A 15,761-nucleotide genomic window follows, 5' to 3' on the forward strand; every position below is an offset into this window, starting at 1 on the left:
GAAGATGATCACAGTCTCGCTGTCGACCACAATGGTCGTGCTATGCGGTCGACACGAGTGCCCTCCACGTGTTGGGACCGGTAATTCCATCAACGGTTAGATTCCGGCTGCTTTGGAAGGATTCAACCGCAGATTCGGTACTGGGACCGTAGATACCATCGACGGAGATATTATACCCGTATACCTCGCTGAGCTGGTATTGTACTCCTCCAGTTGCGTAGCTCCGATTGCTAGGACTACCCGAACCCCGGCTCACGGTGACTGTCAATGCGCTCCAGGTCTCGGGACCCGTGATACCATCGACACCCGACAGCCCATAATCCCGTTGGAAAGCATAAACGTTGCTTTCTGTTTCGGGACCGTAGATACCGTCGTAGCTATCCAAATAGTAGCTGTGTTCACCGAGCAGAAATTGAATAGTGCCAACGTCGGGACCCTGGTCACCACGTGAATAGGTCGGCCACGTGTACGCCATCGCCTCTTCAGTAGTGGTGGCGATGCCGACCACACCGACAACACTGGCACCAGCAGTTTTCTTGAGGAACCCACGCCGACTGAGTGATCGTACTGTATTTTGGTGGGTGTCGTTCGATTCGATCGATCGGGCCGCTAAATCCTTTATCATTGTCTTTACGTATTGGTCATCGTTCTATATGTTATCCATCTGTCTATTCTTCGAATCGATAACAGAGGTAGCGTCATATAGCACCATTCTGTTACCTCGACCGGAATTATACGGTATCTTTCAGGTCGGTTGCTATTGGTGGTTCTCCCGCATTCTTAGGATATTTCACACCACACATCGTCATTGACATCGTTTGTATTAACATTACTGAATGGTAAACTAATCATTGATAGTCGCACATATAATACGATTACGAATATCACCGCAGTTCGCTGAATAGCGGCCTCAAAAGTGTCTATATGATTATTGTTTATATACGGTCGTACATCAGATACCACGAATTCGTTCCGTACTCGTCCTTGCTCTTTACAGCCACCCTTGGCTGTGGAGGAGTTCGCCGTTCAACACGCTCGCACCGGCCGCTCCCCGAATGGTGTTATGAGCCAAGCAGTTGTACTGGACGCCATCGGCAGTCCCTTGGAAGCCCCCCGCAGTAACAGCCATCCCATCACCACGGAGTCGGTCGAGTCGGGGTTGTGGTCGATCCGGTTCGTCGTCGTCGAACACGTGAACGAGCGGATCGGGGGAGCTGTAGAGATCGGCCGAGGAGTATGACTGCATTGCGCCACGAGCGTCTGCTGGGGTAATCGACTCTCGGGTGTCGACCCAGACGTTTTCGAGGTGCCCATCGAGCGTCGGGATGCGATTGCACGATGCCGCCACGTCTACCCCATGCCAGTCGATTTCTGCCCCGTCAAACGTGCCGAGGAGCTTGCACGCCTCCTGTTCCATCTTCCGTTCCTCTCCACCGATGTGCGGGATGGCGTTGTCGATGATCTCCATCGAACTCACACCCGAGTACCCTGCTCCCGACACCGCTTGTAGCGTGGAGACGGTGATTCGTTCGAGACCGAACGAATCGAGCGCCGCGAGCGTCGGCACCATCGTGATCGTCGAACAGTTTGGGTTTTTCACCAGTGCCCCCTCCCAGCCGCGTTCATCCTGTTGGACTTCGAGTACGCCGAGATGGTCAGGATTCACTTCGGGAATGGTGAGCGGAACGTCGGACGCGGTCCGGTGGTTCGAGGAGTTCGAGGAGACGACGTAGCCCGCTTCACAGAACGCCGGTTCGACACGCTCGCCGACGCTCGAAGGCAGAGAGGAAAACAGCAGGTCGACGTCGTCGGGTACCACGTCGGGATCGGTCCGACGGACGGTCATCTCCGCGATCGAGTCGGGAATCGGCGCGTCGATGCGCCACTTCGCAACATCGCGGAAGGGATGGCCAGCGCTCGCGTCGCTAGCGGTGAGCACAGTCAGTTCGAAATCAGGGTGTGGTTCGAGCAGTTGAATGAGTCGTTGACCGACAGCTCCAGTCGCACCGAGGATTCCAGCAGTGACAGTCATTACCGAAGATGGGCCGTGCCGAACAAAAACGGTTGTGATACGCACAATTGGCGCGCTATGCTGTCACGTGGTCGAGTAGTCGCCGGGAGAGCACTGACGCCGAAACCGAACCGCCGACGTACCAAGCGAGCCAAACCTTGATCGGTCCGATGAGTGTGGCTGAGAGAGGGACAGAACCGACGATCGGGACGGTGAGCGCGACCGGAACGGCCGCTGCCGTCGGTGCAATCATCGCCCACCGAAGCCAAAGGAACACAGGTACCGTCACGAGCAGACTCCACACGACGGGACGAAACTGGAGTTTGATCGTTGCTATCCAACTGTTCACGAACGCTCGGTGTTCCGGTGACAACTCTTCTTGTGTCCCTGCACTATCACCGTCGTGAGCGGTCGATAACGCCTCCTGTAACTCCGTGAGACGGGACTGGAGTCGGTCGAGTTGCTCGTGGTCGTGGAGACAGTAGCGGATCACAGTGGATGAAGCCCCAGTCACACCGGCCAATCCGAAGAAAAACAACGTGAACGGGATGACTGTCACGAGAGGAGCAAACACGAGATCGAGAGCGGTAACGACGAGGTGTTCGACAGGAGTCAACAGATATCCTGACACCAAAACGAGCGAAAGGATGCCGGCCATCGTATCGTACACCGTCCAACCACCGCTTTCGAGGACCATACACGGGATAAATGTCGAACAGATATTAGTTTTTCTCTTGGATCATGACAACGGATTCCATCCACTGCGACCGGTAGAGACGGCTGGATCATTCGGCCGTCGCGTCGGAGAGCCGTCGGAACACGGTTTCCAGTGGCATCTCGTCGAGATCGAACTGCAACAACGGATACGAACTGAGGGTCTCCATTAGCGTGTTGATATCACCGGTGAACGTAAACGACACGTCCGTCACGACGGACGACCGGCTGGTCGTCTTCTCCTCCGGTTCTCGGCAACCCGCTCGAGAGTCCGCCGCGAAAGAAACAGTTTGAACGTCGAGATCGTGAACGCCGTCGAACTCGAACGATGACGCAGTCACCGCTGTCGCGATACGGAGGTGAACGACCTTCCCACACCGGTGGCGCAACGATTCGACCGGTTCTGTTCCGAGTAGACGGCCGTCTCGAAGAACGGCGACCCGGTCACAGAGCCGCCACACCTCGTCTACCGCACGTGAAGCGAGAAAAACGGTAACACCGCGGCGTCGTTCCTCGTGGATGAACCGCGTGAAGCGGTGACGGTCGAACGAGGGACCTCCCACGCCCCTACCTACCATCGGCTCATCCATGATCACGAGCGCTGGATCGTGCATGAACGCGCCAACCAGCGCGAGTCTCCGTAGCTCATCCGGAGAAGAATTGCGTACACGGCGGTCAACAGGAGGATCGAAGCGCGCCACCAGCTCTTCGCGCCGGTCATCACCCTTGATCTGTCCGCGTGAATCGAGGATTTCTGCTCCTGTCGCGCTCTCGTCGAACCGTGGCGACGCCGGAAGGTAGCCGATGTCGGCTTTGTGCCGACGAAGATCGTTGTGCGGATCGAAACCGAGAACGGTCGCTTGTCCCGCTGTCGGTGACTGGATCCCGAGCACCGTTCGGATCGTCGTCGTCTTCCCCGATCGCCGAGGACCGATCAATCCGAACACCTCCCCCTCCTGCACGCTGAACGTTAGCGAATCGATTCCCGTCCCATCCTCGTACCTCTTGGTCAATCCCCGTAGTTCGATCGCTGCCATACCGTGAATGGCAGCAAGGATTACACATCAATTTTTACATATTGAACGACAAAACGGAGAATGGATCGGACGGTAGACGATGATCGATCGGACGGATGGGTATCATCCCGCTAGTTTGAGAGGTGTGTTACTGGGGGGTGGCGCCTTTCTTTCGGGTGATGTAGCCAGCGATCCGGTTACGGACGGATTTCGATTCGATGTTGGTGAGTTCCATGACGAGGTCCTTGTTTCGATCGAAGTCGTCGTCGAATGCCTCGGAGTATCGTTCCAGCAGGACTGTCGCCGTTTTCTTGACGTAGGCGGGTTTGATGGCCATGCGGTCGTTTCCCTGCGACGAGGCTAAAAGGATTCGTTTCGTGTTTCAATCTCGTCGTGAGCTTTTGCTCTGTTGAACCGAACACCGGGAGTTGGACGCATCCAACCTGCACGTCTCACGTGGACTAGATCGACTGCATGTATTCAGTCGCCGTCCGTACTGCGTCGATAGTCAATTCTTCCCGGCAGATCGTCTCAGTGTCATTATTGGCTGTCACCGTCACTGTAACAGTCTCCGGCCAGTCCGCTCCACGACGAACGTCGATCGTCTTTCCCGTCTCCTCGTGCTCGTAGCGGGCAAAGACATCGTTGTCGTCGGTCTTGATCCGATCCCAGCCGTTCACATCTATCATATCGTATCTTCTTTCTGACGTATTTTTAATCATTGTGGACATCGAGAAAAACTCGAATGCGCTGTTTGGTTCAAATTTATAATGGGATACTCACTGTTGTAACAAGACACGTGTCCAATCTCTACAATAAGCCTTCTGGCCACGTTTCAACCCAAGTTGGACTCCATGCTGATATAACTATTACATATATAGATTAGGGACACTATGTTTCAATTTGGTAGTGGGTTTCTGCCCTATCGTGACGTAGCTACTGGCACGTGAGACCTTGCACGGCTGTTACAGGAGGGTAAAAACCCACTACAGGGTTAAAATCTCACTCAACCAGTTCTTCGAACCGTTCCCACGCCGCTCGCTCGCGGTCGCCGCCACAGCGTTCGACCACGGATTCGGCTCGATCGATCTGCGCCCTGAGTTCGTCAGTGTCGTACTCGGGCACATCGAGTCGTGAGGCGGCAACGGTGGCCTCGACGATGGCGTAATATCCCCGGTTCGTCGTCGGAACCACACGCTGTTCGATACCCGATTCGACGGGTGTGAGTGCCCACTCCTCCCAGTCCTCACCCGTTCCGATCGATTCGACGGCGACACGGACCCATGCGTCAGCGCTATCGAGGATCGGCGACGCTTCTTCGCGGATCGAACACGCTGCCTCGACGAAATCAACGGGATCGCGGGTGAACTGGACGTATCCTTCGCCGCGCTCGTGGAAGTTACGACGCGTGCGCGTGCGTCCCCACGTTCGGGCAGTGATCACCTCGCCAGCGAACAGTCCAAGCACGGCGACGTTCCACCGATCGTTCGGTCCCAGCGTCGTGACGATCGACTCGGTGACACCCGACAGTTCGAGGGGCCATCCATCCCCAGTCACACCGACACCCCCCGTTCGAGCGCGAGAAACAGTGCGGCCGCAGTGATGTCGGCGGTCGTTCCGGGATTGATTCCCTGCTGAACGAGCTCCGCCGCAAGATGCTCGGGTGCGATCGTCCCGTCGAGCGCCGCCTGTGCGCGCTCGACCACCTCGGTTGCCGTCTCACGGTCGTGTCGTTTCACGATGAACGTGTCCGGCTCTGCAGCGAGCAGTCGGAGATACGCGTCTGCAGCCCGATCAGCAACGGGACCGTCATCTGCTTCGATCCAGTCGGCGGCACGAAACGAACGCGGAAACGCTTCCGTCCACTCTCGGGCGACGCCGTCGACGTCCGTGCTCAGCTCCATTACGTCGAACAGCGTGAGACCGCGCTCTCGCAGCACCGACTCGGCGCGGGCCCCGCGCCGGACATCGAGTGCGTCGAGCTCCGACGGCGGATCACCAACACCTACGTCCACGTGTTCGAACGCCCGATAGAAATCACAAGCATCCTCGACAGTGGTAGCGCGAACGATCTCCTCGACCGTGTCCGAAGCAAGGGCGGTCTCGGGATCCACGCTCGCGGCTCGGACGAGCGGAACGAGCAGCAACAGCGCCCCGAACTGAGTGTTTCCGCCCTTCTGTTCGGCCATACCCACGACGCCGCGCTCGAAGGCACGACCGACCGCAGCACCCTGTTGTGCCAACAACAGCCCCCGCGTGCTTCCGACGGCACCAGCCATGAAATGCTCGAACCGGAGGTCGTCGTACTCGTGGCGACGATCCACGTTGCCGGGCTTTGGCGTTCCAGACACTTCGAGTAACAGCGCCAACTGGGCGTTCTGTGCTGGTGATCTCACGCATCGGCCCTCCGATCGATACCGAACCATTCTACTGTCGCATCGTAGACACGAGAGAGCACGCGCGGATCGTCGCTCGGTCTGCCGACGCTTACCGCGTCCGCGCCGTAGTCGAAATACTCCCGTGCCGTCTCCCGGTCGCGGACACCGTTGTTCGCGATGAGGAACGCATCGCTGTGTGCAGCCACCTCCTCGATCACCGGCTCCGAGTCCATCGCATCGATGTGTAGGATATCCGCCCCCGCTTGGCTCGCTCGTCTCGCTGTTTCGGGGAGGTCGACGCCCGGAACCTCAGCGCGCATTTTCACGCTCGTCGTTGCGCCCGTCTCACTCACACCGCGGACGTACGCACAGAGCCTATCGAGATCGGCCAACAGCGTTTCACCGGCACCTGCCGTACACATTTCGTCCTGTCTGCAATGGGCGTTGATCTCGACGATCGCGTCGTGCTCATGGCAGACAGCAGCCGCATTCTGGAGTGGTGTGAGTGAGCTACTCCGGACGTTGAACCCGGCGGTGATCGGTAACTCTGACAGTTCGGACAGTTCCGTATCGATGAAGGCGAGCGGATCAGTGGGCAGAAACTCCTCTCGGTCGCGCGCTGTGAGTGCCCGAGCGGCGTCACGGGTGGGTCGGTCGAGCGCGATTCCACCCAGAAACGCACAGCCGGCGTACGGGGCAGCCTGCCGTGCCCAGGCCGCATCCGACGCACCGCTCAGACTCGCCACCGCAATCCGGGGGGCGAACGCCGCGGGAGCCGATCGACCCATCACTGATCACCGTCCGTCTCGGGCTGGGTGGCGCTGGGCGGTGCCGTGTGTTCGCTCAGTTCGAGCGCATCGCGGACCGCGCGGGCGACCCGCGCCGCGTCGGCGTCGGTGTCGAGCGTCGTGTCGGTTCGCACCACTGGCCGGTCAAGCGCGGTCAGATCCTCGGAATCGAGCACGAACGCATCCACGAAGGGGTAGGCCTCGGCGACGCCAGCGGTGCTAGCTTCATAGCCCATTGCGCGCATGAGCTTGGCCGCCGGGCCGGAAAAGACCTGATCACCGATGAACGGTGAGACTGCGACGACCGTCGTCTCGAACAGCGCTTGTTCGAATCGCTCCATCGACAGCATGGGCCCGATGCTCGTCACGGGGTTCGACGGACCGATCACGACCGGTTGGGACAGCGCGTCGAGCACCTGCTCGGTCGGCTCGGCGTCGGCTGCACCCCGGAACTCCACCGTCTCAACCGGTGGCTCTCCGTCGTGGCCGACCCAAAACGCCTGGAAATGCATCGGTCCGTCCGGCGTGTGAACGATCGTTGCCACCGGATCGTCGCTCATCGGCAACAGGGTCCGATCCAGACCGAACGCGTCGGCTAGCGTTTCCGTCGCCTCCGTCAGCGTCGCACCCTCATCCAGCAGGCTCGTCCGAGTCACGTGAACCGCACGGTCGCGGTCACCGATCTGCATGAACTCCCCCACGCCAGAAAACCGTCGCCACTGGGCGATCTCTCGGCCAGCAGTCTGTCGATCCTCGGGAAGGTAGCGCGGTTCGGAATCGAGTCCCGTTCGGTCAGCGATCCGGACGAGTTCGTCGTGAGTGATACTCGGATCGTCGTCGATCCCCCACCACGTTTTACGGTCAAGCACACCGCCGTCCAGAAAGAGTACCGTATCAAGATCCGGCGAGATGAGGACACCACCGAGTTCGATGTCATCTCCCGTGTTCCCAACGACGACCGTTTCGGACGGGGGAAACACGGTATCGCTCCCGGCGAGCAGTTTCGGGGTGCCGGTTCCACCAGCGAGGAACGTCGTCATACTCCCAACCGGGAGATGTACGAAGATAAGTGCTTGTGGTTGTACTTGTACACCCAGTTGCTACCACGGGCACAGTTTAGCACGGCCGCGTTTTTATCGTCCGAACGCAAAGTGCAGTCCGTGACGACGATCAAAGACAGTGTTCACGACCATATCGAGGTCGAGGGCGTCGCCGCCGCCTTGCTCGATACGCCGCCGGTCCAACGGTTGCGTCGTGTCAGCCAACTCGGGACGGTCGATCTGGTGTATCCATCAGCCAACCACACCCGGTTCGAACACAGTCTCGGCGTGTACCACATCGCCAACCAAGCCCTCTCGAAGCTCGGGATCGGGGGACAGAACGCCGACCGGATTCGGGCGGCGGCGTTACTTCACGACGTGGGACACTGCCCGTACAGCCACAACATCGAATCTCTCGTCCACCGACATACGGGGAAATACCACGACGAGGTATACGAGCTGCTCGAATCGTCGTCGATCGCAGCGGTACTAGAACGTCACGACATCGACCCTGAGACCGTGGCGGCGCTCATCGCTGGAGAGGGACAGTACGGACAGCTCGTTTCGGGTGAACTCGACGTTGATCGGATGGATTACCTCGTCCGGGATGCCCACCACACGGGCGTCCCCTACGGCACGATCGATCACGAGCGCTTCGTCAGAGAGCTACGATTCATCGATGGGGAACTCGTGCTCGACGCTGGCAACGTCCAGACGGCAGAAAGTCTGCTGCTCGCGCGGGCCCTGATGAACCGCGCAGTGTACAAACATCCGACCGTTCAGATCGGGCGAGCGATGCTCCAACGAGCGACCGAACGGCTGTTGGCAGCCGATGCCACCGATCCTGAGACGCTGCGTCGGATGGACGACCACGATCTTCTTGCTGCGCTCCGTTCGTGTCCGGCGACGACGGAGTACGCCCGTCGCCTCGATACCCGAACGCTGTACAAACGCGCAGTGTGGGCGGAACTCGATGACGTCCCCGACGAGCTACTCGAGATGAACCACGAGCGAACACGAGCGCTCGAAGCAGACGTAGCCGACGCGGCCGATGTCGATACCGAAGCCGTTATTTTCGATATTCCCGGAGAGCCGTCGATGCCCGAATCGACGAGCCGCGTCGTCGTCAACGGAGAGGTCAGGACGCTTGCGGGCGAATCGACGCTCGTCCGCGCGCTCATGGCAGCCCACCACGACCGATGGCGGTTTGGCGTGTACGCACCCGAAGCGTCGGTTGACGCCGTCGGCCGCGCGACCGAACAGGTGCTTGGACTGGAACTTGACGCGCTGGTCAACGACCTCCAGCTCGGTCGACCCGCAACGCTCGATGAGTTCACCGAGGAGGGACGATCGTGAGCACGCAGCTCACCGGGACGATCCTCCGAGGCCGCGAGTTCGAGCCGGTCGAGGGACGGGTCGTCATCGACGACGGCCACATCACCGCCGTCGAGGAGACGACCACCGACTCGACGGACATCATCCTCCCGGCGTTCGTCAACGCCCACACCCACATCGGGGATTCGATCGCAAAGGAAGCCGGTGGGGGGCTGTCGCTGGACGAACTCGTTGCGCCGCCAGACGGTCTCAAACACCGCCTGCTCCGAGCGGCAAGCGACGAGGAGCTGACACACGCAATGGCCCGCTCGCTGCGGTTCATGCAACGAAGCGGCACCGGTGCGTTCCTCGAATTCCGTGAGGGCGGCACTGCGGGCGTGCAGGCGCTCGAACGCGCGCTGGCGGACGATGATCTCGATCTGACGGCCGTCGTGTTCGGCCGAGAGTCGATCGAAGCGATGGAGATAAGCGACGGGTTTGGGGCCAGCGGTGCGCGCGACAGCGATTTCGAAGCGGAGCGAAAAGCCACCCGCAACGCTGACAAACCGTTTGCCATCCACGCCGGCGAGCGCGATCCCGATGACATCGATCCCGCCTTCGATCTCGATCCGGAGCTGCTCGTCCACATGGTCCACGCCCAACCCGACCACTTCGAGCGACTCGAAGAAACTGAGACGCCGGTCGCCGTCTGTCCCCGGTCGAACCTCGTAACTGGCGTCGGGCTGCCACCCATCAGACAGCTCCTCGATCACACCACCGTCGCGCTCGGCACGGACAACGTCATGCTGAACAGCCCCTCGATGTTCCGGGAGATGGAGTTTGCCTGTAAGTTCGCGGACGTTACCGCCCGCGAGACGTTGCGGATGGCGACGGTCGCTGGTGCCGACGCCGTGGGACTGAACTGCGGTCTCATTGCGGAAGACAGAAACGCCCGACTGCTCGTACTCGACGGCGATTCGGACAACCTCGTAGGCGCACGCGACCCCGTGCGGGCGGTGGTCCGCCGGGCGGGCGTGAGCGATGTGAAACGCGTGGTGCTGACGTAGATTACGGTTCGACCGGATGTTCGGCGACAGCGATCCCATTGCCTGTTATAGCTGATGTCCCGGAGGTCACTTTGTTCTCTACTCGCACATCGAACCTTCCCGTCGCAGTACCGGGTGTGCTAAGTTGTGTCGCATCAGCTGTCGTTGGATCTCCATTGTAAATTTCTCCTTTGAATGTTAATTCAACTGTTGTCGTTTGACTTCCTCCGTTAGTTGATACTCCGAAGTGATCCGTTGAATAAGGATCATCAACGACAACATACCCTCCTGAACGTGGGAGACCGGATGGATCGTCGTAATTTGATGAATCGATATACCCATTTGATGTCGGTGATGACTCACTGACCCAGCCGTTTTCTGCGATCACACAGATTGGGCGTCGATGCGATGTTTCGATACCAGAATATGTCCCGGTGGATTTAATACTGTATGTGCCACCCACTGGAACGGATGAGAAATCATCTGGAGTTTCAATATAACCATACCTTGATAATTCTCTCATTCCTTCATCGATAGCAAATGTTTCTTCCTGCCAAGTTTTTGACATAATCTCAGTTCCGTTTCGTAGGAGTCGGCTTGAGAACACTGCACGTCCGTGTGTGACTGTCGAATTGACATCGTCCCAATTATACGTCAATTCACCGGAGAAAGCCACATACGCTACTGCTCCATTTTCGGACTCAACTACGGTTGGACCCGATATATCGACCGTTGCCCCAGCAACACTGTCACTCAGAAACTGTACACCAAGGCCACCAGCGATTGCACCACCCGCAGCCATTCCTATTCCTTTCAGGTAACTTCGTCTGTCCATTATTTCAGCGGCGATTTCTCGCCGACTTATTATAAATATCCTATTATAATAAATTCACCTTATTGTTATTATCATATCTATAGTTTATATATTATTTTATTTATTGTTATTTATGTGCTGTTAATCGATCAGTTCGGAACTCCGTTCGTGTCGCTTTGCCAGTTCCACGTAGTGCTCGCCGGCGTAGGTCCACGGCGAGTCAGGGACGTGCTCGCGGACCTCCGCGGGCGTGCCGACGGCGATGTGTTCCGACGGGATTTCAGTATCCTCGGTGACGACGCTGCCGGCGGCTACGAGGCTCCGATCGCCGACGTGTGCCCCATCGAGCACCGTCGCACCCATCCCGATCGTCGCGCGCTCACCAACCGTCGCCGCGTGCACGATCGCGGTGTGGCCGACCGTGGCGTACGGACCGATCTCACACCCCTCGTGACAGACAGCGTTATCCTGAACGTTCGCGCCCTCTCTGAGTACGATCGCGCCCGAATCGCCCCGGAGCGTCGTGTTGGGCCAGACGCTCGCTTCGGCCTCGATCGTCACATCACCGATCACGACCGCCGTCTCGTCGACGCGGGCCGTCTCGTGCACTGTCGGAGCTGTCCCTTCGAACGAACGTAACACCATACCCACTCGGAGGCCAGCAGACGGATAAACCCACCCACTGCGCCGCCAGCGTCGGCTCGGACGTAACCACCAAGTCGCCGTGCAGCGGGTAGTTGATATGGAGCTGTTCGACTCCCAGCCGATCATCGGAATGGTCCACCTCGATCCACTGCCGGGCGCGCCTCAGTTCGACGGCGACCGTGCGGCGATCCGCCGGCGGGCGCTCGACGACGCCCGAGCGCTTGACGCCGGTGGCGTCGATGGCGTGATCGTCGAGAACTTCGGAGACGCGCCTTTCTATCCTGAGGACGTTCCGACCCACGTCGTCGCGGCGATGACCAGCCTCGTCGGGGCTGTGGCCGACACTGTCGACGTGCCGGTCGGGGTGAACGTGCTTCGAAACGACGCCGAGGCCGCACTGTCGATCGCCGCCGCGACAGAGGCGTCGTTCGTCCGGATCAACGTCCACACTGGCGCGCGCCGCACCGACCAAGGGATCGTCGAGGGACGAGCACACGACACCCTCCGGCTACGCGAGCAGCTGGACGTTGATGTGCGGATTCTTGCTGACGTGGCGGTCAAACACAGCGAGCCGCTGGGGCCCGAAAACGTGCAAAACGAAACCCGGGATGCCGTCGAGCGCGGTCTTGCCGACGCTGTGGTCGTCTCCGGTGCGGGCACCGGACACGATGTCCCCCGTGACCGCCTTGACGCTGTTGCCGACGCGGCCCACGAGTGTACGGTCCCGGTGTACGTCGGCAGCGGGGTAACCCACGATACTGCCGTGGAACTCCTCTCGGTTGCTGATGGCGCGATCGTCGGCTCGGCGCTGAAGGCCGACGGCAACGTACACGAGCCGGTGGACCGATCCCGCGTCGAGGCGCTGATTGACGCGATCGACTGAACGGATCAGCGGCAACGAGTCATAGTACTTTAATATAGTGTGACGTGCAATATTTGCCATCGAATGACGACACACAAAGAGCCGCTGTCGTCGGTCCTCAACACCATTGGAGAAACGCCGCTGGTCGCCGTCCACACCGATCTGTCGACGGTCGACGTGTACGCCAAACTGGAATCGTTCAACCCCGGCGCGAGCGTGAAAGATCGGATCGGGAAGTACATGCTCGAACGGATGCTCGACCGGGGCGACATCGATCCCGGCGGCACGGTGATCGAACCGACGGCTGGAAACACGGGGATCGGATTTGCGATCGCGGCCCAACAGCTCGGTCTCGAAGCAATCTGTGTGGTTCCTGAACGGTTCAGCCGGGAAAAACAACAGCTCATGCGCGCGCTGGGTGCGGAGGTGGTGAACACGCCGACCGAGGCCGAAATGTCGGGCGCAGTCGAACGGGCGCACGAACTCGCCGCGGAGATCGACAACAGCGTGGTTCCACAGCAGTTCTCGAATCCGTTGAATACGGAGGCCCACTACACAACGACAGGGCCGGAGATCTATGAGGCGCTCGACGGCGAGGTCGGGGCGGTCGTCGCCGGCTGTGGCACGGCGGGTACCCTAATTGGGATCGGTCGGTACGCCCGCGAACAGAACCCGGACACACACGTCTGTGCCGTCGAACCCGAAGGGTCGGTGTATGCGCGGTTTTTCGGGGAAGAGACCGACCACGAGGAGTACAAGACCGAAGGCATCGGAACGAGCGATCCGACGACGAACGAGCTGTTCGAGCCGGAGCTGGTCGACGACGTGCTGCAAGTGAGCGATCGGACGGCACAGGCGGAGCTGAAACGGCTCGCTCGCGAGGAAGGCCACCTCGTCGCGTCGAGTTCGGGCGCTGCCAGCGTCGCCGCTCGACGGGTTGCTGAACGGATCAACGGCGGGCAGCTGTCGGTGCCACACTCGACTGTCGTCACGGTGTTTCCCGATTCGAGCGATCGATACCTCTCGAAGGGAATCTACGAAGAGTTCGAGGCGTGGGAAGGGTAAAGAGAGGGCGTCACGCAACCAACGACTCGCCGGTCATCCGATCGGGCACCTCGATTCCCATGGCTGACAGTACTGTCGGTGCGATATCGGGAAGCGTGCCGTCCTCGCGCACCGCGTGGTCGTCGTCCGTCACCGCAACGAACGGCACCGGGTTGGTGGTGTGTGCGGTGTGGGGGTCCTCTGGGGTGCCCATCTCGTCGGCGTTGCCGTGATCTGCGGTGATGAACACCTGCGCCCCAGCCTCGCGACACGCTTCGACGAGCCGGTTCAGCTGCGCGTCGACGGCTTCCACGGCCGCGACGGCCGCCTCGAAATCGCCGGTGTGTCCGACCATATCCGGATTGGCGTAGTTGAGCACGAGCAACGCCGGGTCGTCGCGGTCGATGGCGTCGATCGCGGCGTCGGTCACCTCGGGCGCGCTCATCTCGGGTTGGTGATCGTACGTCGGCACGTCGGGACTGTCGACGATGGTTCTGTGCTCGCCCGCGAACTCCACTTCTCGGCCGCCGTTGAGGAAGTACGTCACGTGGGCGTACTTCTCGGATTCGGCGAGTCGGAGTTGCGTCCGATCGTGAGCAGCGACGACCTCCCCGAGCGTGTCGGTTGGTTCGTTGGGCGGAAACGCGACCGGGAGATCGAAGGTGGCGTCGTACTCCGTCATCGTTACGAGACGCGTGTCGGGTGGCGTCGTCTCGAAGGACCATTCGGGACGAATATCGGCGAGCATCCGAGTCAGTTGCCGCGCCCGATCCGCCCGGAAGTTACAGAAGACGACCGCATCGCCGTCGGTGAGTGCCGGTCCTCCCTCGATCAGTGTCGGGACAACGTACTCGTCGGTCTCCTCGCGGTCGTAGGCGTTTTCGATGCTTTCGACGGCGCTGGTCGCGGTGTGCTCTGCGCTCCGGTTGACGATGGCATCGTAGGCGCGTTTCGTCCGGTCCCAGTTCTCGTCTCGATCCATCGCGTAGTAGCGCCCGGACACCGTGGCGACGTGGCCGGTTCCAGCCGCCGAAGCCACCGCCTCCAACTCGCGGAGATACCGTATTCCGCTCGTCGGCGGGGTGTCACGACCGTCGGTGAACGCGTGGGTGACGGCTGGAACCTCGTGATCCGCGATCAGTTCGATGAGAGCGTGCAGGTGCGATTGCAAGGAGTGGACGCCGCCGTCGCTGACTAATCCCATGAGGTGAACGCGTCCATCGTGTGCTCGTGCGTGCTCGATCGCATCGGAGAGCGCTTCGTTGTCGGCGATCGAACCGTCGGCGATCGCATCGGAGATACGCGTCGAACTCTGGGAGACGACCCGGCCCGCGCCGATGGTTAGGTGACCGACCTCGCTGTTACCCATCTGTCCGGTCGGCAACCCAACCGATCCTCCGTGCGTCGTGAGCGTTCCTGAACCGTTCTCCGATCGGAGGCGGTCGAACGTCGGCGTCCGTGCGGCGGCGACCGCGTCACGTCCATCCGATCCGATCCCCCACCCGTCGAGGATGATGAGCGCCGCGTCCATATCCAACCCTCGTCACCTGCGGGTAACTAGCCTTCGTTTCGAACACCGGCCGCTCTCGAATGACTGAGGGCATACCTACCACCTCTCGTACCGAACCTTTCTTGTTTGAATAACCACTATGCATCATTACAATGGAGGATGTGCTCATCCCACACGATGGATCGGAGCCATCCGAACGTGCGCTTGCACACGCAATGGAGATCGCTCCGGATGCACACTTGACGCTCCTCACGGTGATCGATCCGTCGTCGGGGTTCGGAGCGGGGGCTGGTGCACCGGGAGCTGCTGAGGTGTGGTATCGGTCCGAGAAGAGCCGCGTCGAATCCCGGCTTGCGGACGCAAAGCAAACGGCCGAGCGGCAGGGAATGGAGGTCGAGACAGTGGTCGAGATGGGTCGTCCGGCTCGGACGATCATCGATCACGCACGCTCGAACGACGTGGATCGGATCATCATGGGGAGTCACGGACGACGGGGCGTCTCTCGGCTACTGTTGGGAAGCGTCGCTGAGACCGTCGTTCGGTGCTCGTCGATACCGGTGACAGTGGTGCCGTAAAGCG

General features: G+C 60.0%; 18 protein-coding genes. 5 read left to right on the top strand and 13 right to left on the bottom strand.

Features of this window, described 5'->3' with window-relative positions; genetic code table 11:
* Positions 1-40: 40 nt before the first annotated feature.
* The 10 genes from MW046_RS04890 to cofD all read right to left on the bottom strand — a co-directional run bounded on the left by MW046_RS04890 (position 41) and on the right by cofD (position 7,947).
* Entirely contained in the window at positions 41-625 is a 585-nt protein-coding gene (locus tag MW046_RS04890; protein ID WP_247994442.1) for a peptidoglycan-binding domain-containing protein, read from the bottom strand.
* Positions 626-991: 366 nt separating this feature from the next.
* On the bottom strand, positions 992-2,032 hold the full coding sequence (asd, locus tag MW046_RS04895; RefSeq protein WP_247994443.1) for an aspartate-semialdehyde dehydrogenase: 1,041 nt from the start codon (positions 2,030-2,032) through the stop codon (positions 992-994).
* A gap of 55 nt (positions 2,033-2,087) precedes the next feature.
* Positions 2,088-2,708 carry a DUF106 domain-containing protein gene (locus MW046_RS04900; protein WP_247994444.1) on the bottom strand — a complete coding sequence of 207 codons (621 nt, stop codon included), beginning with the start codon at positions 2,706-2,708 and terminating at the stop codon, positions 2,088-2,090.
* An 88-nt stretch (positions 2,709-2,796) separates the two neighbouring features.
* Complete coding sequence (locus tag MW046_RS04905) at positions 2,797-3,762, bottom strand: ABC transporter ATP-binding protein (protein ID WP_247994445.1); 966 nt, start codon at positions 3,760-3,762, stop codon at positions 2,797-2,799.
* Between the two features lie 127 nt (positions 3,763-3,889).
* Positions 3,890-4,078, bottom strand: a complete 189-nt coding sequence (locus MW046_RS04910; protein WP_247994446.1) for a 30S ribosomal protein S17e — start codon at positions 4,076-4,078, stop codon at positions 3,890-3,892.
* 124 nt (positions 4,079-4,202) lie between these two features.
* Positions 4,203-4,430, bottom strand: coding sequence for a hypothetical protein (locus MW046_RS04915; protein WP_247994447.1), 228 nt, complete (start codon positions 4,428-4,430; stop codon positions 4,203-4,205).
* Positions 4,431-4,743: 313 nt separating this feature from the next.
* The gene (locus tag MW046_RS04920; protein ID WP_247994448.1) at positions 4,744-5,298 is read right to left on the bottom strand and encodes a DUF447 domain-containing protein; all 555 of its coding nucleotides are present in this window, start codon (positions 5,296-5,298) and stop codon (positions 4,744-4,746) included.
* A complete protein-coding gene (locus MW046_RS04925; protein WP_438268180.1) occupies positions 5,295-6,167 on the bottom strand; it encodes a triphosphoribosyl-dephospho-CoA synthase in 873 nt (290 codons plus the stop codon). Before MW046_RS04925 ends, MW046_RS04920 begins: the two co-directional genes overlap by 4 nt.
* The gene (locus MW046_RS04930) at positions 6,134-6,907 is read right to left on the bottom strand and encodes a tRNA-dihydrouridine synthase (protein ID WP_247994450.1); all 774 of its coding nucleotides are present in this window, start codon (positions 6,905-6,907) and stop codon (positions 6,134-6,136) included. Before MW046_RS04930 ends, MW046_RS04925 begins: the two co-directional genes overlap by 34 nt.
* On the bottom strand, positions 6,907-7,947 hold the full coding sequence (gene cofD, locus MW046_RS04935; protein ID WP_247994451.1) for a 2-phospho-L-lactate transferase: 1,041 nt from the start codon (positions 7,945-7,947) through the stop codon (positions 6,907-6,909). Before cofD ends, MW046_RS04930 begins: the two co-directional genes overlap by 1 nt.
* Before the next feature lie 120 nt (positions 7,948-8,067).
* Here cofD and MW046_RS04940 point away from each other — a divergent pair, with 120 nt between their 5' ends.
* Both MW046_RS04940 and MW046_RS04945 read left to right on the top strand, forming a co-directional pair.
* Positions 8,068-9,303 carry an HD domain-containing protein gene (locus MW046_RS04940; RefSeq protein WP_247994452.1) on the top strand — a complete coding sequence of 412 codons (1,236 nt, stop codon included), beginning with the start codon at positions 8,068-8,070 and terminating at the stop codon, positions 9,301-9,303.
* Complete coding sequence (locus tag MW046_RS04945) at positions 9,300-10,328, top strand: amidohydrolase family protein (RefSeq protein ID WP_247994453.1); 1,029 nt, start codon at positions 9,300-9,302, stop codon at positions 10,326-10,328. The genes MW046_RS04940 and MW046_RS04945 overlap by 4 nt, the downstream gene beginning before the upstream one ends.
* Position 10,329: 1 nt before the next feature.
* On the opposite strand, the gene MW046_RS04950 is transcribed toward MW046_RS04945, so the two are convergent.
* Positions 10,330-11,142, bottom strand: coding sequence for a hypothetical protein (locus MW046_RS04950; protein ID WP_247994454.1), 813 nt, complete (start codon positions 11,140-11,142; stop codon positions 10,330-10,332).
* Positions 11,143-11,262: 120 nt separating this feature from the next.
* Positions 11,263-11,766 carry a gamma carbonic anhydrase family protein gene (locus MW046_RS04955; protein WP_247994455.1) on the bottom strand — a complete coding sequence of 168 codons (504 nt, stop codon included), beginning with the start codon at positions 11,764-11,766 and terminating at the stop codon, positions 11,263-11,265.
* A 97-nt stretch (positions 11,767-11,863) separates the two neighbouring features.
* Between MW046_RS04955 and MW046_RS04960 the strand changes: the two genes are divergently transcribed.
* Entirely contained in the window at positions 11,864-12,649 is a 786-nt protein-coding gene (locus tag MW046_RS04960) for a BtpA/SgcQ family protein (protein ID WP_247994456.1), read from the top strand.
* 63 nt (positions 12,650-12,712) lie between these two features.
* Positions 12,713-13,693: a PLP-dependent cysteine synthase family protein gene (locus MW046_RS04965; protein ID WP_247994457.1), complete on the top strand. Its 981-nt coding sequence runs from the start codon at positions 12,713-12,715 to the stop codon at positions 13,691-13,693.
* Between the two features lie 10 nt (positions 13,694-13,703).
* On the opposite strand, the gene gpmI is transcribed toward MW046_RS04965, so the two are convergent.
* Positions 13,704-15,203, bottom strand: coding sequence for a 2,3-bisphosphoglycerate-independent phosphoglycerate mutase (gpmI, locus tag MW046_RS04970; protein ID WP_247994458.1), 1,500 nt, complete (start codon positions 15,201-15,203; stop codon positions 13,704-13,706).
* Between the two features lie 131 nt (positions 15,204-15,334).
* Between gpmI and MW046_RS04975 the strand changes: the two genes are divergently transcribed.
* Positions 15,335-15,757, top strand: coding sequence for a universal stress protein (locus tag MW046_RS04975; protein WP_247994459.1), 423 nt, complete (start codon positions 15,335-15,337; stop codon positions 15,755-15,757).
* Positions 15,758-15,761 lie beyond the last annotated feature (4 nt).

It is taken from the genome of Halocatena salina (assembly GCF_023115355.1).
Lineage (GTDB): Archaea > Halobacteriota > Halobacteria > Halobacteriales > Haloarculaceae > Halocatena > Halocatena salina.

Coding starts and splice junctions, on each gene's coding strand:
- MW046_RS04890 (WP_247994442.1), bottom strand. CDS start 625: ATGATAAAGGATTTAGCGGCCCGATCGATCGAATCGAACGACACCCAC.
- asd (WP_247994443.1), bottom strand. CDS start 2,032: ATGACTGTCACTGCTGGAATCCTCGGTGCGACTGGAGCTGTCGGTCAA.
- MW046_RS04900 (WP_247994444.1), bottom strand. CDS start 2,708: ATGGTCCTCGAAAGCGGTGGTTGGACGGTGTACGATACGATGGCCGGC.
- MW046_RS04905 (WP_247994445.1), bottom strand. CDS start 3,762: ATGGCAGCGATCGAACTACGGGGATTGACCAAGAGGTACGAGGATGGG.
- MW046_RS04910 (WP_247994446.1), bottom strand. CDS start 4,078: ATGGCCATCAAACCCGCCTACGTCAAGAAAACGGCGACAGTCCTGCTG.
- MW046_RS04915 (WP_247994447.1), bottom strand. CDS start 4,430: ATGATAGATGTGAACGGCTGGGATCGGATCAAGACCGACGACAACGAT.
- MW046_RS04925 (WP_438268180.1), bottom strand. CDS start 6,167: ATGGTTCGGTATCGATCGGAGGGCCGATGCGTGAGATCACCAGCACAG.
- MW046_RS04930 (WP_247994450.1), bottom strand. CDS start 6,907: ATGGGTCGATCGGCTCCCGCGGCGTTCGCCCCCCGGATTGCGGTGGCG.
- cofD (WP_247994451.1), bottom strand. CDS start 7,947: ATGACGACGTTCCTCGCTGGTGGAACCGGCACCCCGAAACTGCTCGCC.
- MW046_RS04950 (WP_247994454.1), bottom strand. CDS start 11,142: ATGGACAGACGAAGTTACCTGAAAGGAATAGGAATGGCTGCGGGTGGT.
- MW046_RS04955 (WP_247994455.1), bottom strand. CDS start 11,766: ATGGTGTTACGTTCGTTCGAAGGGACAGCTCCGACAGTGCACGAGACG.
- MW046_RS04960 (WP_247994456.1), top strand. CDS start 11,864: ATGGAGCTGTTCGACTCCCAGCCGATCATCGGAATGGTCCACCTCGAT.
- MW046_RS04965 (WP_247994457.1), top strand. CDS start 12,713: ATGACGACACACAAAGAGCCGCTGTCGTCGGTCCTCAACACCATTGGA.
- gpmI (WP_247994458.1), bottom strand. CDS start 15,203: ATGGACGCGGCGCTCATCATCCTCGACGGGTGGGGGATCGGATCGGAT.
- MW046_RS04975 (WP_247994459.1), top strand. CDS start 15,335: ATGGAGGATGTGCTCATCCCACACGATGGATCGGAGCCATCCGAACGT.